18 protein-coding genes are annotated in these 24,207 nt (G+C 61.3%); 9 read left to right on the top strand and 9 right to left on the bottom strand.

From position 1 onward, the window contains the following. The 3 genes from GRI38_RS13565 to GRI38_RS13555 all read left to right on the top strand — a co-directional run bounded on the left by GRI38_RS13565 (position 1) and on the right by GRI38_RS13555 (position 4,112). Positions 1–1,710, top strand: a complete 1,710-nt coding sequence (locus GRI38_RS13565; RefSeq protein WP_160685299.1) for a BCCT family transporter — start codon at positions 1–3, stop codon at positions 1,708–1,710. 285 nt (positions 1,711–1,995) lie between these two features. Further along, positions 1,996–2,958: a serine hydrolase domain-containing protein gene (locus GRI38_RS13560; RefSeq protein WP_337191302.1), complete on the top strand. Its 963-nt coding sequence runs from the start codon at positions 1,996–1,998 to the stop codon at positions 2,956–2,958. A gap of 41 nt (positions 2,959–2,999) precedes the next feature. Next, positions 3,000–4,112 (top strand): glutathione S-transferase family protein, encoded by a 1,113-nt coding sequence (locus tag GRI38_RS13555; protein WP_160685296.1) that lies wholly within the window; start codon positions 3,000–3,002, stop codon positions 4,110–4,112. Between the two features lie 34 nt (positions 4,113–4,146). Here GRI38_RS13555 and GRI38_RS13550 read toward each other — a convergent pair whose 3' ends face one another. Beyond that, entirely contained in the window at positions 4,147–4,911 is a 765-nt protein-coding gene (locus tag GRI38_RS13550; protein ID WP_160685293.1) for an SDR family NAD(P)-dependent oxidoreductase, read from the bottom strand. A gap of 15 nt (positions 4,912–4,926) precedes the next feature. Further along, positions 4,927–5,805 carry an acyl-CoA thioesterase gene (locus GRI38_RS13545; protein ID WP_237487562.1) on the bottom strand — a complete coding sequence of 293 codons (879 nt, stop codon included), beginning with the start codon at positions 5,803–5,805 and terminating at the stop codon, positions 4,927–4,929. 402 nt (positions 5,806–6,207) lie between these two features. On the opposite strand from GRI38_RS13545, the gene GRI38_RS13540 reads away from it, so the two are divergent. Then, positions 6,208–7,803, top strand: coding sequence for a carboxylesterase/lipase family protein (locus tag GRI38_RS13540; RefSeq protein WP_160685289.1), 1,596 nt, complete (start codon positions 6,208–6,210; stop codon positions 7,801–7,803). Between the two features lie 71 nt (positions 7,804–7,874). Here GRI38_RS13540 and GRI38_RS13535 read toward each other — a convergent pair whose 3' ends face one another. Both GRI38_RS13535 and GRI38_RS13530 read right to left on the bottom strand, forming a co-directional pair. Continuing rightward, entirely contained in the window at positions 7,875–9,914 is a 2,040-nt protein-coding gene (locus GRI38_RS13535; RefSeq protein WP_160685285.1) for a 3-hydroxyacyl-CoA dehydrogenase NAD-binding domain-containing protein, read from the bottom strand. A gap of 14 nt (positions 9,915–9,928) precedes the next feature. Beyond that, complete coding sequence (locus GRI38_RS13530; protein ID WP_160685281.1) at positions 9,929–11,161, bottom strand: serine hydrolase domain-containing protein; 1,233 nt, start codon at positions 11,159–11,161, stop codon at positions 9,929–9,931. Positions 11,162–11,444: 283 nt separating this feature from the next. Between GRI38_RS13530 and GRI38_RS13525 the strand changes: the two genes are divergently transcribed. Continuing rightward, a complete protein-coding gene (locus GRI38_RS13525; protein ID WP_202390012.1) occupies positions 11,445–13,127 on the top strand; it encodes a class I adenylate-forming enzyme family protein in 1,683 nt (560 codons plus the stop codon). Positions 13,128–13,194: 67 nt separating this feature from the next. Then, positions 13,195–14,430, top strand: a complete 1,236-nt coding sequence (locus GRI38_RS13520) for a TetR/AcrR family transcriptional regulator (RefSeq protein ID WP_160685275.1) — start codon at positions 13,195–13,197, stop codon at positions 14,428–14,430. Here the strand turns inward: GRI38_RS13520 and GRI38_RS13515 are convergent, their stop codons facing one another. From GRI38_RS13515 to GRI38_RS13495, 5 genes are all read right to left on the bottom strand, one after another. Beyond that, complete coding sequence (locus tag GRI38_RS13515; protein WP_337191301.1) at positions 14,431–15,705, bottom strand: MFS transporter; 1,275 nt, start codon at positions 15,703–15,705, stop codon at positions 14,431–14,433. 40 nt (positions 15,706–15,745) lie between these two features. Beyond that, positions 15,746–16,816 carry an acyl-CoA dehydrogenase family protein gene (locus tag GRI38_RS13510; RefSeq protein WP_160685270.1) on the bottom strand — a complete coding sequence of 357 codons (1,071 nt, stop codon included), beginning with the start codon at positions 16,814–16,816 and terminating at the stop codon, positions 15,746–15,748. A gap of 17 nt (positions 16,817–16,833) precedes the next feature. Continuing rightward, positions 16,834–18,045 carry an acyl-CoA dehydrogenase family protein gene (locus GRI38_RS13505; protein WP_160685267.1) on the bottom strand — a complete coding sequence of 404 codons (1,212 nt, stop codon included), beginning with the start codon at positions 18,043–18,045 and terminating at the stop codon, positions 16,834–16,836. Between the two features lie 14 nt (positions 18,046–18,059). Then, positions 18,060–19,583, bottom strand: a complete 1,524-nt coding sequence (locus GRI38_RS13500) for an MFS transporter (RefSeq protein WP_337191300.1) — start codon at positions 19,581–19,583, stop codon at positions 18,060–18,062. Positions 19,584–19,846: 263 nt separating this feature from the next. Beyond that, a complete protein-coding gene (locus GRI38_RS13495; protein ID WP_160685264.1) occupies positions 19,847–21,055 on the bottom strand; it encodes a DUF1996 domain-containing protein in 1,209 nt (402 codons plus the stop codon). Positions 21,056–21,707: 652 nt separating this feature from the next. Here GRI38_RS13495 and GRI38_RS13490 point away from each other — a divergent pair. The 3 genes from GRI38_RS13490 to epsI all read left to right on the top strand — a co-directional run bounded on the left by GRI38_RS13490 (position 21,708) and on the right by epsI (position 24,198). Further along, the gene (locus GRI38_RS13490) at positions 21,708–22,268 is read left to right on the top strand and encodes an FxDxF family PEP-CTERM protein (RefSeq protein WP_160685261.1); all 561 of its coding nucleotides are present in this window, start codon (positions 21,708–21,710) and stop codon (positions 22,266–22,268) included. A 315-nt stretch (positions 22,269–22,583) separates the two neighbouring features. After that, positions 22,584–23,492: an exosortase V gene (gene xrtV / locus GRI38_RS13485; RefSeq protein WP_160685257.1), complete on the top strand. Its 909-nt coding sequence runs from the start codon at positions 22,584–22,586 to the stop codon at positions 23,490–23,492. After that, entirely contained in the window at positions 23,485–24,198 is a 714-nt protein-coding gene (epsI, locus tag GRI38_RS13480; RefSeq protein ID WP_160685254.1) for an exosortase-associated protein EpsI, V-type, read from the top strand. Before xrtV ends, epsI begins: the two co-directional genes overlap by 8 nt. The last annotated feature ends 9 nt before the right edge of the window (positions 24,199–24,207 follow it).

The raw sequence follows: 24,207 nt of genomic DNA, 5'->3' as shown, positions 1-24,207 counted from the left end.
ATGCCTGAAACTACAGACCTGCCGAAAGAGGCCACGATCGCGCCGCCGCTCGTGGACCTTCCGATCAATACGCATGACCGCGGATTCTACGACGGTTTCAGTCGAGCGGTCACGATCCCTTCCAAGATCGTCGTGTCGCTCATCGTACTGTGGGCAATCTTCTTTCCCGTAAGTGCGAGCGAGACGCTGACGGCGGCCAATTCGACCATTATTTCGACCTTCTCGGGGTGGTATGTCTATCTCGTCGCCTCCCTCATGGCGATTTGCGCCGTGCTGGCGATCATTCCGCAATCGGGGTCGCTGCGTATCGGTCATCCCGGCGAGAAGCCTGAATTCGGTCGACTGTCGTGGTTCGCCATGCTTTTCGGCGCCGGTATCGGCATCGGAATGCTGACCTATTCGACCGGCGAACCGCTCGCGCATTTCTCCAACAACCCCGACGTGATCCGCGGTCTCGTAGAGCCGCAATCGGCCGAAACGGTGCGTTCGGCCTACATCTATACGTTCCTTCATTGGGGGTTCGCGGCTTGGGTAACCTACGCGCTCGTCGGCCTGGCGATCGGCTACGTCGCCTATCGGCGGGGACTGCCTCTGACGATCCGCTCGGCACTTGCTCCGATCTTCGGCAGGGCAATGTCCGGATTGGCAGGACATCTGGTCGACATCGTTGCCGTGGTCGCGACGATCCTGGGAGTGGCCGTCACGATGGGGCTCGGCGTAGAGCAGTTCGTAGCCGGTCTTGCGAGGCTAGGACTTGGCGACTGGCTACTCGATGCCGATGGAAGCTCGTCCCTGCCGGCGGTCCTTCTTGCACTCGTCCTGCTTGTCGGAGCCTCGACGCTGAGCGCGCTGTCGGGCGTCGGCAAAGGCATCAAGTGGCTTTCGAATGTCAACTTGGGGCTTTCGGTCGCTCTGCTCGCATTATTCGCACTTGTCGGTTCCGGGATGTTCGGACTCGAACTGCTAGGTGTCGGCATTTACGACTATTTCCGGACCTTGATACCAAACTCGCTCACCCTCTTCTCCGACGCCGCTCCGTTCGGAGAGGAACTGGTGCAATGGCAGCTGGACTGGTCGGTCTTCTACTGGGCATGGTGGATCGCTTTCTCGCCATTCGTCGGTATGTTCATCGCGCGCATCTCGCGCGGGCGCACGGTGCGCGAATACGTTCTGGGCGTCGTGCTCGTCCCTTCCCTCGTCTGTTTCATCTGGATGACGCTGGTCGGCGGAACCGCAATCGATCTGGAACTGAGCGGTGCAGCGAACGGAACGATCGTGAACGCGGGCATTTCGGACCAGCTATATGCGACACTTGCCCTATTGCTCGATCCGGCCATCTTCCAAATCGTCTCTGCCCTCATCGTACTCCTGCTGCTGACCTATCTGGTCACTTCGGCGGACAGTGCCATTCTCATCGTGAATACGATCAACGGCGCAGGCGAGACGGAGGGCGAAAGACAGGTCCATATCCTGTTCTGGGGGATGGCTCTCGCCTTCGTCGTAGGTTCGATGCTCGTGCTCGGAGGTATCGAGGCGATCCGCATAACGATGATCATTGGCGCCCTGCCATTCTCCGCCGTCGTCGCACTGATGGGGATATCCATCTGCAAGGCCGTCCTGTTCGACCTGCTGAGGAAGCGGCAGGGGGTACCGACTACCGCCGAGGGCTGCGCGGAACTGATCGCGGACGAAGTTCGCACGGGCCAGTAGAAAAATTTCTTCTATCGATCTTCAACCCGAATGGCGGTCGTTCATCGGAGAGCTCAGCCAGTTCAGTTTGAAGAAACCTCGGAAGGCCTGTCTTGTTAATAGTCAAGCAGGAGCAGACTGATCTTTTTCAAATACCAAGCAAGCAACACGATCATAGCGAGAGATCGAACACCGGGCTTTCATCGCTGCGTCAAAGGCGCCCTAATCGCTGCGGCATTCGCCCTTTCGAGTTGCGGTTCGGCCTCCGAACAGGCTCCGACAGCGACCCCCGCGGCAAATCAGCAGGTGTCGTCAACCACGGGACTTTCCTCATCCGGTATCGCGCAAACCATCGATGCGGCAGAGCGCCTTCCGCAACTTAATTCACTGATCGTCATGCGCGACGGTGAGACGATCATCGCCGAACGTTTCAACGCAGGTCCCCCGCTCGATCGACCCGTGAACGTCAAATCGGCTTCCAAATCGGTTATCTCGGCCCTTGTCGGCATTGCCATAGAGCGCGACATCCTGCGCGGGACGGACCAGCCGATCCTTTCCGTTCTCGGACCGGATGCCCCGGCCAATTCCGATCCTCGGCTGGGTGAAGTGACGATCGGCAATCTTCTGTCCATGCAGGCCGGACTGGAGAGGACTTCGGGCGACAATTACGGGCGCTGGGTCACCAGTGGCGACTGGGTCGGCTATGCACTTGCCCAGCCCTTCGTTGCCGAGCCGGGCGGTCGGATGCTCTATTCGACGGGCAGCACCCATCTGCTTTCAGCCATCCTGACCCGCGCGTCCGGCAGAAGCACCTATGAATTAGCGCAAGACTGGCTCGCCACGCCGCTCGATATAGCGATCCCGCAATGGCAGCGCGATCCGCAAGGCATCTACTTTGGCGGCTACAACATGCTGATGAGCCCGCAAGGCCTCGCGAGGTTCGGCGAACTCTACCGCATGAACGGCATGATCGATGGAGAGCGCGTGCTGCCGGAAGGCTGGGTCGAGGCAAGCTGGACGCCGCGGACCGTCTCTCCCTGGAGCGGCGAGGATTACGGTTATGGATGGTTCATCGGCGAAGCGGGCGGGTATGCAGTCCGCTACGCCTGGGGATATGGCGGGCAAATGGTGTTCGTCCTTCCGGAACTGGCCTTGACGGTCGTGATGACGTCCGACACCGACAGCGAACGCGGAAGCGACCATATCGGCGCGCTTCGCCGGTTGCTCGCGGAACAGATCGTTCCGGCGGCAGAAGCGGGCGCTGCGTGAAGCAGGTCAATTCGCACCATGATGACGAGGGATCTTACAGCATGACCGAGCCAATTACGCTCTATGGCCTGCCCCATTCGCTCTATACGGGAAAGGTGCGGTCCTATTTTCGCAAGCAGGGGATCGACTATCGCGAAGTCGCGCCGACCGAAGGCCGCTTCGCCGAGCATGTCGTTCCGCAGATCGGACGGGTCATCATTCCCGTTATCGAACTGGACGATGGAACGATCGTGCAGGACACGGTCGACATCATCGATCACTTCGAAGGAGCGGGCGTTCGCTGGTCCGCCTACCCGGAAGGCGCGGCCCAACGAGCGGTGGCGCATCTGTTCGAACTTTACTCGGTCGCTGTCCTCACGCGCCACGCGATGCATTATCGCTGGTCATATCTCGAAAAGCAGGAGAATTTCCTGCGCGATGCCTTCGGCCTCGGCGGCGATCCGGAGCGCACCGAAACAACCATGCGCAGGATGCACAGCTACCTGCCGATGCTCGGCGTGACGGAAGAGACAATCCCCGCAATCGAAGAAAGCTACCTCGCGCTGCTCGCAAATCTGGAAAGGCACTTCGCGCGCTTCCCCTATCTGCTAGGAAATCGGCCTTCGATCGGGGATTACTCGTTACTCGGCCCGCTTTTCGCGCATCTCGGGCGCGATCCGGTGCCGCTCGGCATCATGCAGGACCGTTCGCCCAAGACCTTTCGCTGGGTCGAGCGCATGAACGCCCCCGATCTCGATCTCGTTGGTTACGATCACGGCAACAGCGATTTCCTTCCCGACGACGAAATCCCCGCAACGTTGTTGCCACTGCTCGATCAGATGGCTGCCGAACTCCTGCCGGGGCTGACGGACGGGCTTTCTGTCCTGCGCGATCACGTTGGAAAGGGGCACGCCATCCCCGGCGAGCCAGTAACCGACAAGCCGCATCGGCGCATCATCGGACAGGTCGAAACGACGTTTCGCGGTGCATCCTATGTCGGAGGCGTGCAGCCCTATGTCTTTTTCCTGTGGCAGCGACTGCGCGATGCGAGTGTCGGGGATGCAAACGTCCTTCGGCTATTCGAAGAGCACTCCCTCGCCCCGCTCCTGCAGCGGGATTTGCCGATCCGCGTCGAAAGGTCCCGGAATATCGAGATCTGGGGAGAGCGGAACTGACCTGAGAGAAACAGCCCATACGCCGCCCCAGCACCTATATCGTGGCCCCGCCGTCGACGACGATCATCTGACCCGTCGTCCATTTCGCGGCTGGCGAAGACAGGTAGACGGCGGCGCCTGCAATATCGCGCGGCTCGCCGATCCTTCGCATCGGCAATCGTGCTTCCGTCGCGGCGAGCGCCTTGGGATCTTCCCACAATGCCCGTGCGAAATCGGTCTTCACGAGGCCGGGCGCGATTGCGTTGATGCGCACGCCATACTGGCCGTTCTCGACCGCATAATTGCGCACGAGCTGGAAATCGGCCGCTTTCGAAACGTTATAAGCGCCAATCGTAGGAGAACCGCGCAAACCGCCGATTGAACTGACGACGATGACCGCACCTTCGCCCTTCTCTCGCATGTCCGGCAAGGCCAACTGCATGAGCCAGTGATTGGACAGGATGTTATTGTCGAGCACCTTGCGAAACTGCTCGTCGCTGATCCCGTCCATCGAACCGTAATAGGGATTGGACGCTGCGTTGCAGACAAGAATATCGACCGGACCCAAGCGTTCGCGCGTTTCCTCGAATAGCGCTGCGAGCTGGTCCTTCTCCGAGATGCTGGCAGCCACAGCGATTGCTGCCCCCTCCCCGTGCTCGGCGTTGATCGCCGCTGCCACTTCCTCGCAGGCATCCTGCTTGCGGCTGGAGATGACGACCTTGGCGCCATGCGCTGCAAGCTCTTCCGCGATGGCCCTGCCGATGCCGCGGCTCGAGCCGGTAACGACAGCGACCTTGTCCTTCAGATCGAATAGCGACATTTTGCGATTTTCCTTTCAGTCCTGTGGCGTTTCCCGCTCGCCTTCAGCGGCCAGCATTCGTTCGCGTACCTCGCCCTGCGGTCTCATGAGGCTTTCCTGTGTGACGCTCGCCACCATTCGACCATCGATGTCGTAGAAGTGTCCGCGGTTGAGGCCGCGCGCATGACCGGCCCACGGGCTGTCGGTGACGAAAAGGTGCCAGCGGTCGAAATCGGGGTTCTCATGAAACCAGATCGCATGATCGAGGGAAGCGGCCTGGACGGTCGAACTGCCCGGCCAAACCCCGTGCGGCAAAAGGGCATTGCGCAGCAGCATCATATCCGAGGCATACGCCAGGAGGCCGCGCTGTTCGATCGGGCTGGCATGTGCGGGCTCGCGCATTCGCATCCAGACGCCGTTATGTTCAGCCTTGATCTTCGAACCGAAGATCGCTCCCGGATCGAGCGGAACGAGTTCGATGGGACGTTTCTGGAGGCGCTCGATTATCGGGGCCGAATTGGCTTTGGGATTGTTCTCGCGCCATGTGTCGAGCGCGGACCGTGCTGCGTCAATGTCGAGCTCGAAGGCGGGCGCAACTTGGTGGGCGAACCCCATTTCCTCGAGCTGGAACGAGGCTATCATGGAAAAGATCAGCGTATTGTCCTGAAACGCCTCGACCCGCCGCGTCGCGAAGCTGCGACCCGCCGACAGGCTCGTGACGCGATATTCGACCGGGTCTTCGCTGGAACCGGCTTTCAGGAAATAGGCATGTAGGGAATGGGGTAGTCGCCCGGTATCTTCCTCTTCCCCCGCGGCGAGCAAAGCCTGCGCGACTGCCTGTCCGCCGAAGAGCCTGGGACCCATCGATGGCCCGACCTTGCCCAGATAAACGCCGTCACTCGTTCGTTCCGGCATTAGGATCGCTTGAAGATCTATGGTCCGCCCCCCTTTATCTGTTTTCTGCATACCGGTTATTGGAAAGCCACCGCCGTCGCAACCCGACTGTCGCGTTATGTCAGTATGATCTGCGATAACCGCCGGAGCGTCATACCCCCCTTTCCAACTTGAACCTTGTGAGCGTCGCCGTTTGGAGATAGCTTCGCCCTCGGGAAAGAGGAGATGCGTCTTGGAGCCCTTGGGGAGGCACCATACGATACTCGTGAACTGCAACCGCGCCAGAAACGCGGTGGTGCCTTGCGACGCCCTACCGAATTTTCAGGAATGGATGGACCGCCGGCAGTGCGCAGTCTCAGATCGACGTCTCCTCAGCAACACCCTCCGCATAATTAAAACGGTCACGGTTGAGGATATTTTTCGATGAGAAAATTTGGATTTTCGGCAGCGCTCCTGCCCGCTTTGTTTGCCGGTACGGCATTCGCCCAACCCGCGACGACCCCGGTCGTCGAAACGGATAAGGGCCTCGTCCAAGGCCTCGAGCAGGACGGGATCGATGCGTTTCTCGGGATACGCTACGCCGCGCCGCCGACCGGCGAACGGCGCTTCATGCCACCCGAGCCCGCCGAAGCATGGGATGGCATCGCCGATGCCAGCGGCTACGGCGCTCCGTGCATGCAGCTCTATACGCCGAGCGGTCCGAACGCGTCCGATCTCACGCGCCAGTTCCAGAGCATCTTTCTGACCGGGACGGAAGAGAAGATCGATAACGAAGATTGTCTGTTCCTAAATGTCTGGACGCCCGACGCCGGCGACGGCGGGAAGCGACCGGTCATGGTTTGGTTCCATGGCGGCGGCTACGCCTACGGATCTGGCGGCTGGCCGGCCTATAACGGGCGCAATCTCGCAGAGAAGGGCGATGTCGTCGTCGTCACGGTCAATCACCGTCTCAACGCCTTCGGTTACATGAACCTGGCCGAGCGGTTCGGAGCGAATTTCGCCGCATCCGGCAATGCCGGCAATCTCGATCTCGTCCGCTCGCTCGAATGGGTGCGCGACAACATCGCTGCATTCGGCGGCGACCCGGACAACGTCACCATCATGGGCGAGTCGGGCGGCGGCTCGAAAGTCAGTCACCTCATGGCGATGCCTGCTGCCGACGGGCTGTTCGACAAGGCGGTCATTCAATCCGGACCGGGCGTGACCAGCGGGAAGCCTGCAGAAGCCGCCGCTTATGCGGGAACGGTACTCGATGCTGCGGGCGTTGAATCTGTCGAGCAACTGCGCACATTGCCCGCGGACGATCTTATCGCGGCGATCCGCGAAGCGACACCCGCCGATAGCGGGTTCGCCCGCGGACCGTCCTTCGGGCCAATCGCCGACGGATCGATCCTGCCGCGCGATCCATTCCTGCCCGCCGCGCCCGAACAGTCGAGCGATATTCCGGTCCTCATCGGTTACAACAAAGATGAGATGACCCTGTTCGTTGCGAGCCAGCCGTGGTTCGGCCGGCTCGACGAAGCGACGCTCGAAATGATGAGCGGGGCGATGGGCGAACAGGCGGTTGCCGCCGTCGCCGCCTATCGCGAGATGTATCCCGATTATTCGCCGACGCATCTCGCCAGCGCGGCGATGGGTTCGCGGTTCGTGCAGGGCAGTTACCTTCTCGCCGACCAGCAGAGCCGAAGCGCGGACGCGCCGGTCTATGTCTATCGGCTGACTTGGGAGACGCCGGTCGGCGGCGGCATCCTGCGCAGTCCGCACACGCTCGACATCCCCCTGATGTTCGACAACGCCAAGGAGAGCGCGGCCCTCGTCGGGACGGGCGAGGAAGCGCAGCGCATGGCCGACATGATGAGCGACGCGTGGATCGCCTTCGCGAAGACGGGCACGCCTTCCAGTCCGCTGCTGCCCGAATGGGAGCCCTACACGGTTGCCGACCGCAACGTGATGGAACTCGATCTCGAACCGCGTATCGTCGACGACCCGGAACGCGCCATTCGCGAACTCGGCGGCTAAGGCCAGTCGCTAGGACATAAGAAAAGGGCCGGCTCCCTCTCCGGAACCGGCCCTTTTTCATATCTACGCATTTACTTGTTGAAGCGTTCGCCCGCTTCGGCTTTCTTCGCCAGATAGTCGCTGACCGGAAGGTCATGCTTCTTGAGGCCGTCAACGACCGTCTTCAGCCCGATCGTGTCGGCCCAGAACATCGGTCCTCCGGTGTAGAGCGGCCAGCCATAGCCGTTGATCCAGACGACATCGATGTCGCTCGCGCGCTGCGCCATGCCCTCGTCGAGGATCTTCGCGCCTTCATTGACCATCGGATAGAGCAGGCGTTCGCGGATCTCGTCTTTCGAGATGTCGCGCTGCTCGTTGCCTTCCTTCTCCGCGAAATCGGCGATGATTTTCTTCACCTCGTCAGATGGCGTCCGGTTGCGCGCTTCGTCGTAGTCGTAGAAGCCCTTGCCCGCCTTCTGCCCGAACCGTCCTGCGGCACACAGTGCCTCGCGCACGGTCGTCACCTTGTTGGGGTCACGGTGCCAGCCGATGTCGAGCCCGGCGAGATCGCCCATCTGGAAAGGGCCCATCGGGAAGCCGAACTCCAGCAAGACATCGTCCACTTCCCAGTAATTCGCTCCTTCGAGGATAAGCTGGTTAGCCTGTTCCTGACGCTTCGAAAGCATCCGGTTGCCGATAAAGCCGGGGCAGACGCCGGACACCGCGGCAACCTTGCCGATGGTCTTGGACAGCTTCATCGCGGTCGCGAGAACATCGTCGCGGGTCTTCTCGCCCCGCACGACTTCCAGCAGCTTCATCACGTTCGCCGGAGAGAAGAAGTGCAGACCGATGACGTAGCCCGGACGCTTCGTCGCGGTCGCGATCTCGTCGATATCGAGATAGCTCGTATTGGATGCGAGGATCGCGCCGTCCTTCACGACTTCGTCGAGCTTTGCGAACACTTCTTTCTTGACGTCCATGTTCTCGTAAACCGCCTCGATGACGAGGTCGCAATCCGCCAGATCGTCATAGGAAAGCGTCGGGGTGAGAAGGTTCATTGCTCCTTCCACCTGCTCTTCCGTCATCCGGCCACGCTTCGCGGTGTTCTCGTAATTCTTGCGCATTACGCCGGTGCCGCGGTCGAGCGCGTCCTGCTTCATTTCGAGCATAGTCACCGGAATTCCCGCGCTGAGGAAGTTCATCGCAATTCCGCCGCCCATAGTTCCGGCGCCGATGATACCAACCTTCTTGACGTCGATGAGCTTCGTGTCGCTCGGCACGTCGTCGATCTTGTTCGCCGCGCGCTCGGCGAAGAAATAGTGCTGCATGGCGGCGCTTTGCGTTCCCATCATCAGCTGGGTGAAGAGTTCGCGCTCCTTCTTCACGCCTTCGGCGAAGGACATCTCGCCAGCGGCCTTCACCGCCGCAATACCCGCGTTAGGCGCATCGAAACCGCGCAGCTTGCGCCCGTTCTTGGCCCGGAAGTCATCGAAGATGTCCGGGTTCTTCACGCCGTCCTGATTGTTCGTCATTTCGGAAGTGCGCGGAATATCCGCTCCGATCTTGGACTGCGCGAAGGAAATGGCGGCGTCCTTCAGATCGCCGTCGGTCACGATGTGATCGACGAGACCGATGCCTTGCGCTTTCTTGGCCGGGATCGGATTACCCATGACGACCAGCGGCAGGGCCGCTTCGGCTCCGACGAGGCGCGGCAGGCGCTGCGTTCCCGCGGCTCCGGGGATGAGGCCGAGCTTAACTTCCGGCAGGCCGAGCTTCGCATCGGCGACAGCGATCCGGTAATGACAGGCAAGCGCAACTTCGCAGCCTCCGCCAAGTGCCGTGCCGTGAATTGCAGCGACGACCGGCTTGTCAGATGCCTCGATGGCATCGCAGACCTCGGGCAGGCTCGGCCCTTGCGGGGGCTTGCCGAACTCGGTGATGTCGGCACCGGCGAAGAAAGTGCGTCCGTCACAGCGGATGACGACCGCTTCGACGTCGCTGTCGGAGCCTGCCTGTTCGATGGCTTCCTTGAGGCCCTGCCGGACCGCCTGGCCTAATGCGTTTACCGGCGGGTTGTCGGAGGTGACGACAAGGACGTTGCCCTGTTTTTCTGTCGAGATGGGGGATGGCATGTTCTCTCCTTCGTTCAAGCGTAGCTGTCGTTCAAAGCGGAATAGATAAGTGTCTTCAACTGTCGGCGGATGGGATAGGTCGAAGAGGGATAGAGCTGCGTCATGAAGACGCAGGTTATTCTCTCGACCGGATCGACGAAGAAGGCGGTCGAATACGCCCCGCCCCAGTAAAATTCTCCCTTGCTCGCGGGCATCAACGTTCGCGCAGGATCGATCACCATCGCGAAGCCCAGTCCGAACCCGGTCCCGGCATTGTTCGCCTCGCTGAAGAGGCTCTGGCTCATCTGCGTGAGGTCCGCGCCGCCCGGGAGATGGTTTGCGGTCATCAGGTCGAGCGTCTTGGGTGCGATGATCCGCGTCCCGTCGAGTTCGCCCTTGTTGAGCAGCATCGTTGCGAAGCGGTGATAATCGGCAGCCGTTCCGACGAGGCCGCCGCCGCCCGAATGAAACCGAGCAGCCTGCAGCGCCTTGCTCTCGGCGCCCTTCTCCATCAGCAGCGGCTCCTTGCCGGGTCGATACTGATAGACGTCGGCCAGGCGGTCCGCCTTGTCGGAAGGAACATCGAATCCCGTATCGCTCATGCCGAGCGGACCGAAGATGTGCTTCTCGAAATACTCGCCGAGTTTCATGCCTGACAGCCGCTCAACCGCGACGCCAAGGACATCGGTCGAGACCGAATAGTTCCAGCGCGTGCCCGGTTCGAACTCCAGCGGAATCCGCGCAAGCGTCGCGATGTATTCGTCCGAATCGATGTTCTGCCGGGCAAGGTCCAGCCGCGCCTCGCGATAGGCGGCATCAATACTGCTGCGGTTCTGAAAGCCGTAGGTGAGCCCCGACATATGCGTCATCAGATCGACGAACCGCGTCGGCCGACCCCGCTTCGTAGGCGCAAAGGGGATCGAACCGCCGCCGCCGGCATATTCGCCGAGCTTGGAGAATTCGGGAAGGACGCGCGAAACCGGATCGTCGAGCGCGACCTTGCATTGCTCGACGAGTTGCATGAAGGCGATCGAGGTAACCGGCTTGGTCATGCTGGCGATGCGGAACAGGGCGTCCTCGCGCATTTGCGTGCCGTCTTCGCGCATGATGCCCTGATGGCCGTAATGAACCGGCTTGCCGTCGCGTGCGACGATGATCTGCGTGCTCTTCAACCGCCCCTTGTCGATATAATCGCGTTCGAGAAACGCATCGATCCGGGCGAGTTTGTCGGCGTCGAAACCTGCCCCTTTCGGGTCCGCTACATCCATATCCTCTTCCCTTGCTGCTCTATGCTCGGCGGCATACCGCTCGTTCTTTCGTTTTGCGATAGCCATCTTTCGGCGCAGATTGAACCCTCATACCCGAAGTTTAGAAACTTCTCCCGTTTTGTGCTCTTGCATCGCAGCGGCGCATCTGCCTTTATCGATTTCGAACGGAAGAATCGCATCGGTCTGGTGCGATCGGCACGGGAGAGATAGAGTGAGTTCGCAGTCGCAACCATCGAACCTTGCATCGGCAATCGGCTGGGTTCCGCCCGACAACTGGCCGGCCATGAGCCGGGAGCAGTGCAAGGAACTGCTGACGGCTCCCGGCGAACGGTTCGAAATGGAAGAGGTCGACATCCGCGGCGTCCGCCTGCGCACCTGGAAGAATGCGCCTCCCAATCTTCGCGCCCTCGCCATGTTTGGCCGGATGTATGGCGAGCGCGAATTCATGATCTACGACGACGAGCGCGTGACCTACGCGGCCTGGTTTCAGGCGGTCGCGAAATTAGCGCATGCCTTTCGCGAACACGGGATCGCGAAGGGCGACAGGGTGGCGCTCGCCATGCGCAACCTGCCCGAATGGCCAGTCGTGTTCTTCGCGGCGACCACCATCGGCGCGATCTGCGTCCCGCTCAACGCGTGGTGGACCGGGCCAGAGCTCGCTTACGGCCTGTCCGATTCGGGAACGAAGCTGCTGGTCTGCGACGACGAACGGTGGGAGCGTATTGCCGAGCATCGCGGCGACTGTCCGGCAATCGAAACGGTTATCGTTTCGCGATGCGAGGGCCAGCCGGAAGGCGCAAGGCGGCTCGAGGACATCATCGGCAAGCCCAACGACTACAAGTCCCTCGATACCATGGAACTGCCCGAGGTCGAGATCGCGCCCGAGGACGACGCGACCATCTTCTACACCAGCGGCACGACGGGTCGACCGAAAGGCGCGCTCGGCACGCATCGCAACCTGTGCACCAACATCCTGTCGAGCGGCTACAACGCGGCCTGTGCCGTCCTGCGCCGCGGGGAGAAAATACCTGACCCCGTCCCGAAAAAGGGGCTGACCGTCATTCCCCTGTTTCACGTCACCGCCTGTTCGGCAGGACTGATGGGGAATATCGCCGCCGGGAACACGCTTATCTTCATGTACAAGTGGGACCCGATCGAGGCCTTTCAGATCATCGAGCGGGAAAAGGTCAATGTGACGGGCGGCGTACCGACGATCGCCTGGCAATTGCTCGAACATCCAGAGCGGAAGAACTACGATCTCTCCAGCCTGGAAGCGATCGCCTATGGCGGCGCACCCGCCGCGCCCGAGCTGGTCCGCAAGATCCGCGAGGAGTTCGGCGCGCTGCCTGGCAATGGCTGGGGCATGACGGAAACGATGGCGACCGTCACCGGTCACTCTAGCGAGGATTACCTCAACCGGCCCGACAGTTGCGGCCCGCCCGTCGCCGTCGCCGATCTGAAGATCATGAGCGAGGACGGTTCGCGCGAGCTGCCTGTCGGCGAAATCGGGGAGTTGTGGGCGCGCGGTCCGATGGTGGTGAAAGGCTATTGGAAGAACCCGGAAGCCACCGCCGAAACCTTTGTCGACGGGTGGGTCAAGACCGGCGATCTCGCCCGGCTCGACGAGGAAGGCTGGTGCTATATCGCCGATCGGGCGAAAGACATGATCATTCGCGGCGGAGAGAACATCTATTCGAGCGAGGTCGAGAACGTCCTTTACGACCATCCGGCGGTGACGGATGCCGCACTGATCGGCCTCCCGCATCGCGAACTGGGCGAGGAGCCGGCAGCGGTCGTGCATCTCGCACCGGGTACGCAGGCGAGCGAGGAGGAGTTGCAGGAATGGGTCGCCGACCGGCTCGCCAAGTTCAAGGTGCCGGTGAAGATCGCGTTCTCGCACGAAACGCTGCCGCGCAATGCCAATGGCAAGATCCTGAAGAAGGACCTGGCGGGCATGTTCGGCTGATGCGTGCCGCTTGCGCTTGGCAGCAGGGGCGTGTTTGATGTAACGCGCGTCATTCTCGGGGGAGGTCATGGCGAGCAAGAGCAGTGAAACCAAACGCTTTGGCGAGAAACGCCGGGCGATCGTCCATGCGGCGTCGAAGTCGATCAATGACGTCGGGCTGCAGGCGACGACCTTGTCGAGCGTTGCGCGCGCCATCGGTCTCAATGCAACCAGCATCACCTATTACTTCCCGCGCAAGGACAAGCTCGCGGTTGCGGTTTACGAAGAAACCCTAGACCTCATGCACGGGATGGCGAGCGAAGCGCTCGCCGAAGCGGACCCGGCGGCGCGGCTGCGCAAGTACATCGCGCTGCATGTGGGCCTGCGGACCCGGATCCGGCAGGGCGAGCGTGGTCTCATCACCGCATTGTCCGAGATAAGGACGCTCGATGACGAGGTGCAGGCACCGCTGCTCGATCGTTATCGCGAGATCGTCGATTGCGTGCGAAGCTTCTTCGGCGAGCCGGCGTCGCAGGAAGAGCGGGCGCGGTTTTCCGCAAAGGCTCACATGCTGCTGGAGGCGTTCATGTGGTGGCCGATCTGGTCGCTGCGCTATTCGACGCTCGATTTTCCGCGGATCGAGGACCGCATCTTCGACATTCTCGCACATGGCGTGGCGAGCGCGCCCGAACGCTGGAACCCGGCCAAGCTGTCACCCGGTGGCTGGCGCAGCGACACTGGCGAACCGCCAAGCCAGAACGACGAGTTCCTGCGCGCTGCCACGCTGATGATCAACGAGCGCGGCTATCGCGGGGCCTCGATCAATCGCATCGCGGAAATGCTGAATGTCACGAAGGGCAGCTTCTATCATCATCACGATGCGAAGGATGATCTCGTGCTTGCCTGTTTTCAGCGTAGCTACGATCGGCTGTCAGCCATCCAGATGGCCGGGATCGACGCGCCGGGCGACTATTGGACCCGCACCACGGGAATCTTGGCGGAACTGCTGGAATTGCAGTTCTTCGATGCCATGCCGCTTTTGCGCACGACCGCATTGCAAGCGCTTGAAAGCGGCCACCGGGAAGATGTCGTCACGCGCTCCAACCGGCTGGCGCGCCGCTTCGCCGGGATGCTGATCGACGGCATAGCGGACGGTTCGGTGCGACCGATCGATCCGTTGATCGCCAGCCAGGTGATGATGTCGACGCTGAACGGAGCCTATGACGCGCGCCGCTGGGCGCAGAGGTTCGACGATCCGGCAACGGCGATCGAAGCCTATGCGCAATCCCTGTCGGGAGGCCTTCTCGGGCCGAAGAAAAACTGATCAGGCAGCATCGAACTGCCGCGGCTCCTCGACCCGCCAGACGAGCAGCACCAGGGCTGCCCCCAAGGCCGCAAGCATGATCGTGAAGAGCGGCGCGAAGCCGTAACCCGCGACAAGCAGACCGGCGAGGACCGGGCCCGCCGCAGCGATCGCGCCCTCGACCGTCGTGGTGAAGGCGAGCCGCATCGGCGTGTCTTCCTGGCTGCCGAATTCGAGGACCATCGTGGTCGAGGCCAGCATCCATCCCGACATTCCCATGCCGAGCAGGATGAAGGCGGCATAGATCGGTGCTTCGCTCGCGCCGATAATGAGGCAGACGATGCCGGCCAGGGTGCAGATAAGCGATCCGGCATAGACGCGCTTGAACCCGTAGCGATCGCCCATCGGTCCCCAGATGATGTTCGATACCGTGTCCGATCCGAGAAAGACGAAACTCAAACCCCCGATCAGTGCGCCATCCAGCCCGAGGACGCTGCCCGCATAGACCGTCCAGAACGGTCCGCCGACGCGAGAGACGGTCGCGAAACTGTGCACGATGAGGAAATTGCGAAAACCCCTCTCCGCCATCAGTTCGGGAAATTGCCTTAGCCGTTCCATCATCGGCATTTGTGGGCGGGAGATGGGCGCAGCAGGCTCCCGGATCATCGTTTGGAGGACGACGAGGCCCGCGCTCGTCAGCAGGAAGGCGAAGAGGAAGGTCGTCGCATAACCGTTCCCGAGCCAGGCATCCTCGATAAAATAGGCACCGGCAAAATAGGCGAGGATCGCGGCGATCAGCCCGCCGGCGAAATTGCGATAGCCTTGCAACCGGCCGCGCTGCCGGATCGGGATGAGCTTGCTCATCAGCATCTGGAACGCGACCCGCTGCGCGCCTGTGAAAAAGCCGAGCAGGAGGAAGCAGGCGAACGTCGCGACAACCAATAGATCGCCGGTCAGGAACCACGCTGCCAGCGCCAGTCCCAGGATCATGAGCCGCATCAGCGAACCCACGCGAATGGCATAGGGCAGGATATGGCTGCGATGTTCGATCCGCGAGCCGCTGGCGATGGGGCTGATGGTCGCGCCGAGTTGCAACAGCGCTGCGCCGAGGCCCACGGCAGCCGTGCTTCCCGTGAGAAGCAGCAGATAGGCAGGAATGATGGTCGGCGCGTAGATCAGGCGAAAGCCGGTCATGCCGAGCACGCCATGAATGAAATTCGCGCGGTAATTCTTCTTCAGATTGGCGTCGACGAACCGCGCATGTTCGGCCAGCGCGCTACGCTGCGCGCTAGCCACGTCGGTTTGTGCTTCCGGATCCCTGAGCGGATCCAAGGGGTCAATAGCCGCTCAGTTCCGCAAAGCGGCGCTTCAGATACGAAGTATCGCCGAAACTCGCCTCGAGCACGCGGGCGCGTTTCAGATAGAAGCCGATATCGTATTCGTCGGTCATGCCGATACCGCCGTGCAACTGGATGCCCTCGCGGCTCATCAGATGAAGGACGCGGTTTGCTTCGGCCTTGGCCTGCGTCGCGGCACGCGAGATGCCGAACCCGCCGTCGATTGCCTGCAGACCGCCCTCGACCGCCGAACGCATCAGCGCGAGATCGGCAAACAGGTCGGCCATGCGATGCTGCAAGGCCTGAAACGTGGCGAGCACCTGATTGAACTGCACGCGCTGCTTCAGGTAATCGAGCGTGGTGTCGAAGATCGCCTGCGCCATGCCGAGCATCTCGCACGCCGTCAGGACACGAGCGCGGTCCAGCACGTCGTCGATCAGCGTGTCCTTGCCGCTTGCCAGCTTGTCGGCCGCGACACCGTCGAAGGTGACTTCCGCATGGCTGCGCAGGTCCGCCAGCTTGCGCGTCGATAGCGATACGCCTTCGCCCTTCTCCGCGAGGTAGAGGCCGTCCTTTGCGGCGACCACGAAAACATCGGCGCCGTGTGCTTCATGCACGAAGGCCTTCGTCCCGCTGATCTTGCCAGCCGATACGCTCGTCTCGATCTGCGAGGGATCATGGCGCGGCCCCTCGTCCACGGCGATCGTCCCCACGGCTTCGCCGCTGGCGAGTTTGGGCAACCATTTCGCCTTCTGTTCGTCACTGCCGCCCATGATGATCGCGCTCGCCGCGATGGTCGATGCGACGAGCGGGCTTGCCGTGATGGTCTTGCCTAGTTCCTCGATCACCAGCCCGGCGCTGAGCCAGCCGAAGTCGGAGCCGCCATGATCTTCGGGAATGATGACGCCCGCCCAGCCCATTTCGGACATGGTCGCATAGGCGTTCCTGTCATAGGCAGCCTCGTCACCGTCGCGGCGAACCTTGCGCCATTCGGTCACCGGGCTTTCGTTCTTCGCCCAGTCGCGCGCCATGTCGCGCAGCATTTCCTGTTCTTCGTTCAAGATAGCCATGTTCTCGCGGCCCCTTCTTACTGGTGGTCGAGCATGCCGAGGACACGCTTCGCGATGATGTTGTTCTGAATTTCGGTCGAGCCGCCGTAGATCGTCGTCGCCTTGCCGAACAGCCAGGCACGAACGCCGCGCAGTTCGCTGTCCGTGAAGCCTTCGCCTTCCCAGCCGAGCCCCTGGAGGCCCATGATCTCGATCGCCATTTCGGCGCGCTCCTGCCCGAGTTTCGTTCCGACCTTCTTGAGGACCGAGCTGATTTCGGAGACGCCGCCCTGCGCCTTGGATTCCTCGGCGGCACGACGCGCCGTCAGCAGGAAGGCGTTCCAGCGGATCTCGAAATCGGCGATGCGGTCGCGCATGACGGGGTCCGCCAGACGTCCTTCGCTATCGGTGCCGATATACTTCTTCGCGATGTCCGACAGGCTCGCGCCCATCAGCCGGGCCATGCTGCCACCGCCCGACAGGTTCGTGCGCTCGTGCTGGAGGAGGCGCTTGCCGATGGTCCAGCCCTGCCCTTCCTCGCCGACGAGGTTCTCCTTGGGGACCTTTACGTCGGTGAAGAAGGTCTCGCAGAAGGGGCTCATGCCGCTGATCATCTGGATCGGCTTCACCTCGACGCCCGGCACATCCATGTCGATGAGCAGGAAGGAGATGCCCTTGTGCTTGTCGCTGCGATCGGTGCGCACGAGGCAGAAGCACTTGTCCGCCCACTGGCCGCCACTGGTCCAGGTCTTCTGACCGTTGACGAGGTAGTGATCGCCCTTGTCCTCCGCCATGGTCTGAAGGTTCGCGAGGTCCGAACCGGCATTGGGCTCCGAATAGCCCTGGCACCAGCGCACTTCGCCCTTGCAGATCGGGGGGATATGCTCGTGCTTCTGTTCCTCGCTTCCGAATTCGAGGAGCGTGGGACCGAACATCATCACGCCCATGCCGCCGATCGGATTATATGCCCCGGCCTTGGCGAGTTCCTCGTTGAGAATGGCAGCCTGCTTGCGCGTCAACCCGCCCCCGCCATATTCCTTCGGCCAGGTAGGGGTGCCCCAGCCGCGTTCGCCCATGGCGAGGCGCCATTTCTTCTGCGCTTCGGTTTCGTCAAGGTCGCCTTCGATGCCGGCGCCCGGATTGCCCTCGCCCTTCAATTCGGGCGGGAAATGGGTCGCCAGGAACTGGCGCACTTCCTCGCGGAAGGCTTCTTCTTCGCTATGCGTGTCGATTTCCGGCTGGGTAGCCATGAGCTTCTCCTTCGTTATCTGGCAGGACCGCCGATCGGCGTGTCGCGTTGTTGCTGTTCGCGCGCTTCCGCCTCGCGAGCGCGCAGGATTTCGACGTTCCGTTCATGGCGGGCCTGCGTGATGGGGTAGAATAGCAGAATGAGCGCACCGATGGTCCACAATGTCAGGTTGATCGGAATATAGCTCATCAAGAGGCTGTCCAGCGCAGGCTGGCCGATCGTGTCCGGATCGGCATTCTCGGGAAACTGAGCGATCATCAGGACCTGGCCCGCGACGAATATGCCGAGCGCGTTGGAGCATTGCTGCATGAAGCTGCTCGCCGCGAAGAAGGTTCCTGCCGTGTGCCGCCCGGTCTCGACCGCGCTGTCCTCCACGACGTCGGCAAGCATCGACGTCGTGTTGATGAGTGAAATTGTGACCATCGCCATATAAACTGCTCCGATGAGGAACAGGGTCGGCAACAGCAGGGCATCGCCTGCGACGAAGAACAGATCAAAATAGCTGAGGATGAGGGGCGAGAGGCCGATGGAAACGCCGAGTACGGCGAACACCATCGAACTCGTGCGTTTGCCGAAGATGCGCGAACAAATGGGCGCAAGCGGCGCGGCGAGCGTTGCGGCGAGAAAGCTGTCCAGCGTCAGCAATGCGAGTGCCCCGGCGTTCAGCTTGAAGAGATACGTGCCGAAATAGATGTTGATCGCGCTGTAGAGACCGATCGCCGTGTACTTGAATACGCCGAAGCCGAAGATCGCGAGGAATGCTCGGTTGCGGAATGCGGCGAACATCTCAGCCAGATGCTCCTTCACGGGCATGCTGTCGCCATCCGCGCGCTGGTCCGCTTGGCGCAAATAGGGGATCCGCGAGCGCGTACCGAATGTGCAAACGAGGATCGCGAGCAGGATGAGCCCGGCGCCGAGCAACGCGAAATTCGCGTAGCTCGCAGGGTTTAGCTGTCCGCGCGGATAGGCCTCGCTCTCGATGAAGATGAAGGCGAGCGAAAAGGCGGCAAAGCCGTATGCCCCCGCATAGCCGAACCAGTAGCGGATGCTGAACAGCTTGGTCCGCTCACTATAAATTTCGGTCAGTTCGGGAGCCATCGCCGATGCATTGATCTCGAAGGCGCTGATCGATGCTCGCGTGGCTGCCGCGAAACAGAAAATCCAGATGCCGTACTGGATATCGGTGAGGCCCGTCGGCGGAAACCAGGTGAAGAAGAAGAACAGCGTCGTCGGAATGGCCGAGGCCAGCATGAACGGATGGCGCCGGCCCCACCGCGAGCGGGTGACGTCGGCCCACCGCCCGAGAAAGGGATCGACGATCGCATCGACCAGCAATGTCAGCGCAAGCGCGGTTCCCACGATGCTCGCCGGAACGCCGATCACCTGGTTGAAGAACAGCATGAGATAGGTGGAGAAGGCGGCACTCTTGATGCCGTTGGCCATCGCCCCCGAGCCGAAAGCAAATTTCACCCGTGTCGGAAGCGGCGGTGCCGCAGGCCGGTCGTTGACCATTGCCGAATTGGTGGGTTGCACGTTCACGACGGCAACATCCCCGATTTTCGATCCTGCGACACTGGCCGCATTCTCGGACAAGCGAAAGGGTCCGCTTCAGCTTTTGGCATAGTATCCTTCCCGGTGGTCGGTGTTCAGACACCTGACTCGCCAATGAGCATACCGCTTTTTCAAAGTGGAGCAACAGATTGTCGTCCAGCTACGCCGCTAGACCATAATCTCGAAAAAAAAGGGCACCGCGCCCGATGCGCGATGCCCCATTTCTTGAGCGAATGACGTGTGCGGCGAAATCAGGTTCGCGGCGGGACATCCACGAGATTGTTGTCCCGCTCACGGGAGATTTCGTTCAACCGCAGCCCGGTTCCGTTGCCGAGGTCACCGCCGGCACAATTCAGCAGCTTGTCGATGCAGTTGTCATTCCACGTCTTGAGAACGTCGTCGTCCCACGCGCCGAACCAGTCGGCATGGAAGGTGTGGCCCGACGGAAGCCAGGTTTTGCCTTCCATCCGATCGGAGGCGAAATACCACGTCTGGCGCGAGGTCGACAGGTCGCCCGACCGGTCGAGCGTATCGTCGGTCGTGTACCAGACCCCCATCGTAAATTGCGGCAGGGTGTAAGGATGTGTGCTCGGGCAGGCCTGCTGACCGGTGTTCCGGTCTCGCTGCATATAGGCCATGTGCGAACGGTGGTCGGCACTGTCGAGCTCGGTTCCGTTCCAGCATTGCGGCGATGCCACAACTGCACCAATCTGCCGACCTGAAGGACAATTTCGAGCCGCTTCAGGTAGACTGTCGTATTTCCCGTCCACGTTCATGCATTTGAAATAGACGTGATCGCCTGGTCCCGGGCCGGACATCGTACGGCCAAAGACATAGCGCAGACCGCGCGGAACGGGGACGCATCCCTTGCCTTCCTGGCACGCCGGATCGCTCGCCGGGCGACGCTTGTAATAGATGGAGATGGCGTCCGGCATGACGACCTGGCCACGTCCGTTCATCAAGGCCGGCATCCAGTAGGCTGAGCGGTTAAGGGCGTTGTTGCAGGTGCTGTCGCCCGTCGTCCGGAGACTTTCATAGGTCGAATTCGCATCGGTCATCGTGTTGCCGAAGAAGGTGTGCAGATGCGCTGCACCCTTCTGGCCCGGAAAGACGATGGGATCGTCATACGCATTGTGGCTCGGGCGGCAGATGAACCGGAATGCACCCACGACGTCCGGTGCTGAGGAATCCGGCAGACTGCGCCCTCCGATCCACTCGCTCCTGTCGAAATTCGTCGCGATCGGATCGAGTTCGACGTAGCCCTTCTCATTCTTGATGCCGGTCGGCGACTGCGTCGGGGTCGGCGTCGGAGCAGGGGCAGGTGCGGGCGTTTCTTCGGGTGTCGTTTCGACGGCAACCGGTTCGGGTACGGTTAGCAGGTCCTCGGTACCATCTTCCGGCACGCAGCCCGCTATCGCCATCAGCGCCGGCAGGTAAGCCAGCCGCATTACGTTTCGCATAGTTTCCCTCGCATTTAATTCGAGGGCGAACTTTCTCTAAATGGGTAAAAACCACCTTAACGGCGCAAAACAAGGCGTTGGGCCGGGTTCATCTTGCGATGGTCTGAAACGACACGCATATAGCTGCGACGAACCGAGGAAATCCGCGGGTTACAGCGTGTTTTCGTTTATCGGCTCGTCGCTGATCAGACTCCGTTCGACGGAACGATTCGTTAACATTATCAAAAGTGTTAATGTAAGCTCGCATGTGCGGCTTCCTCGTCCGAACGCATGATGTGCTCGATCGAGCTCGGAAGCGCGGGATCATTCATGCGCATGACACATTGTCCCGCTAGGCAACGGTTACGGGCCTTCGTTAACGGCTCAAATTACGACAGGATCATTCGACCTCATCTGTGCCGAATTGGAGCAATTTCGTTTCATAGTGGCACAAACGAGGTCCAATTGGGCCAAGTATGAAAAAAACCTGTGTTTCGAGGAACTTTGACCAAGTTTAAGATTCTGTTAAGTGAATTGCGACTCGCTTCCATCGCTCGACTAAGACGAGTTTCCGGCAAGGCAAAAGCCACCGGAATTAGGGTCGCAGTTTAGAACTGGATGCCGACCGGACCCGCCGGGAGGTGTCACATCCTACGCTCAAAAGGGGTAATCTATGAAGAAACTAATGCTTACGACCGCTGCGTCGTTGGCCACTGTGGCACTGGCTACGCCAGCGTCCGCACTGGTCGAGATCGACGGCGGCGAAATCGTCCTTGAAGAAGAAGACGGCACGGAAACCGGCGTATTCGCCGCGACCGTCGACGAAATCGACAACTTCTCGGCGACCTTCACCTTCACGCTCGACGAGTCCGGTGTTCTCAGCGGCTCGGCCAGCACGACGACCGTCCAGATCGGCAGCATGACCGACGTGGACTTCACGTCGATCTTCCTGAACGGTGAAGAATTCACGCTGTTCGAAGGTCCGTTCGGCTTCAACGAGTTCGGCGCGATCGCTGAGCTTCCCGCCGTCGCCGGTCTTCAGACGCTCGTCGTCAACGGCATCTCGCGCGGTAACGGCTCGTTCGCCGGTACGATTTCCTTCGCACCGACCGCAGCCGTTCCCGAGCCGGGCACCTGGGCGCTTCTGCTCCTCGGCTTCGCAGCCGTCGGCTTCAGCATGCGTCGCAGCAAGCCTGCCGTCCGCGAAAGCCGCGTACGTTACAACTTCGCATAAGCGAAGCTGCGCAGAACCAAACGAAAAGGGGAGCTTCGGCTCCCCTTTTTTTGCACCGTTGCCCCCCCCTCACCGCCTGCATAGAAAAGAAGCCAGTTGCAAATCGTCGAGAATTCACGACCGATGAGCCACCAAAGGCTATCCGCGACCGAATAATACGAACTACGCGTCTCGCCTTATGGCGGCGTTAATGTATTATCGGCAATGCATCCAATAACAGGACAGTTCGGCAGAGCAGACGCGATAGGCATTGTCGCGCCGGGTCTTCGCCTATAATGTCCAATTCACCCGGAGAGGGTGGGGCAGCTCGGAACAATGATGAACATGGCAAGCGTGGTAGAAGCGGACAAGCAAAGCGGGCAGCGCCCGCTCGATCCGGCCAGCCTGTTCTCGCCTGCACTGCTGATCCTGCTCGCCGGCCTCGTCGTCTTCATCCTCCCGACCATGCTGTTCGTCGCCCGCGAAGGGTGGAGCGGGGAAGAAGGCGCGCACGGCCCTATCATCCTCTTCACCGGCCTGTGGCTGCTCTGGCGCGAATGGGCGCCGATCCGCCACCTCGCCTCGCAGCCGCCCATCGGGCGCGTCGTCGCGCTCCTCGCCGTGCTCGTACCGCTCTACGTCTTCGCGCGCGTGACAGAGATCGTCGAGATCGAGGCCTACCTCATGTATGCCGTCCTCCTCGTCGTCCTGTATTCGATGATCGGCGGGACCGCGATGAAGAAGCTGTGGTTCCCGCTGCTCTATCTCGGCTTCGCGTTTCCCCCGCCCGACACGCTGGTCGCGGCCATCACCGTCCCCTTGAAGATCGAGCTGTCGCGCATATCCATCGCGTTTCTAAACCTGCTCGGCTATCCGATCGGCGGCGAAGGCGTGCGCATCTATATCGGACAGTACGAGCTGCTCGTGGCGGCCGCCTGCTCCGGCCTCAACTCGATCATCTCGCTGACCGCGATCTCGCTGTTCTACGTCTATCTGCGGCACCAGGCCGAATGGCGTTATGCGTTGCTGCTCGTCGTGCTGGTCATTCCGATCGCGATGATCGCCAATTTCGCCCGCGTCCTCATCCTTATCCTGCTGACCTATCATGCAGGCGAAGCAACGGCGCAGGGCTTCCTCCACAATTTCGCCGGCATCTTCATGTTCGCCATCGCGCTGGGCCTGACCTTCGCGCTCGACGAGTTGATCCGGCCCATCTGGAACAGGAAGATGCGCAAGCATGGCTGAGAAGGATTTCGCGAACCCCGGCGCCCCCACCCGCGCGACGCAGCCGCTGATTTCGCGGCGGCACATGCTGATCGGCGGGGCGCTCGCCGCTGCCTCGGGCATCGCCTATGCGCGGATGCCCACGCCGCACAAGGAGCCGGTCGATCCCGAAGAGTTCGAGGAGATGGTCCCGCGCACCGTCGGTGGATACGAGGTCGTCTCGGAAAGCGGCGTGGTCCTGCCCCCGCCCGATACGCTGCGCGACCGCTTGTACGACAATCTCGCGACGCGGGTCTATTCGAAGGAACAGGCCACACCGATCATGTTGCTGCTGGCCTATAACAACACGCAGGACGGCGTGTTGCAGGTTCATCGGCCCGAAGTGTGCTATCCGGTCGGCGGGTTCGAACTGACCCCGACGCAGGAACTGCCGATCGCTGCCGCCGGGCGCACCATTCCGTCCAATTTCTTCACCGCCACCGGCCCCGACCGGGTCGAGCAGGTCGCCTATTTTACCCGCCTCGGCTCCGCCTATCCGCGCAGCTGGGCCGAACAGCGGTTGAGCGTCGTGCGCGCCAACCTGGCCGGGAACATTCCCGACGGGATGCTGATGCGCGTCTCGATGCTTTCGCCCAATCGCGAAAACGCGCTCGAACAATTGCGCGACTTCGCCGCCAACTTCATCGCAGCCTCGCCCCCGGCCCTGCAACGGCTGCTGCTTGCCTGATCTTCTTTC

Source organism: Parapontixanthobacter aurantiacus (assembly GCF_009827635.1).
In the GTDB taxonomy this organism is placed as follows: Bacteria; Pseudomonadota; Alphaproteobacteria; order Sphingomonadales; family Sphingomonadaceae; genus Parapontixanthobacter; species Parapontixanthobacter aurantiacus.
This window is presented reverse-complemented; position numbering and strand designations above follow the sequence as displayed.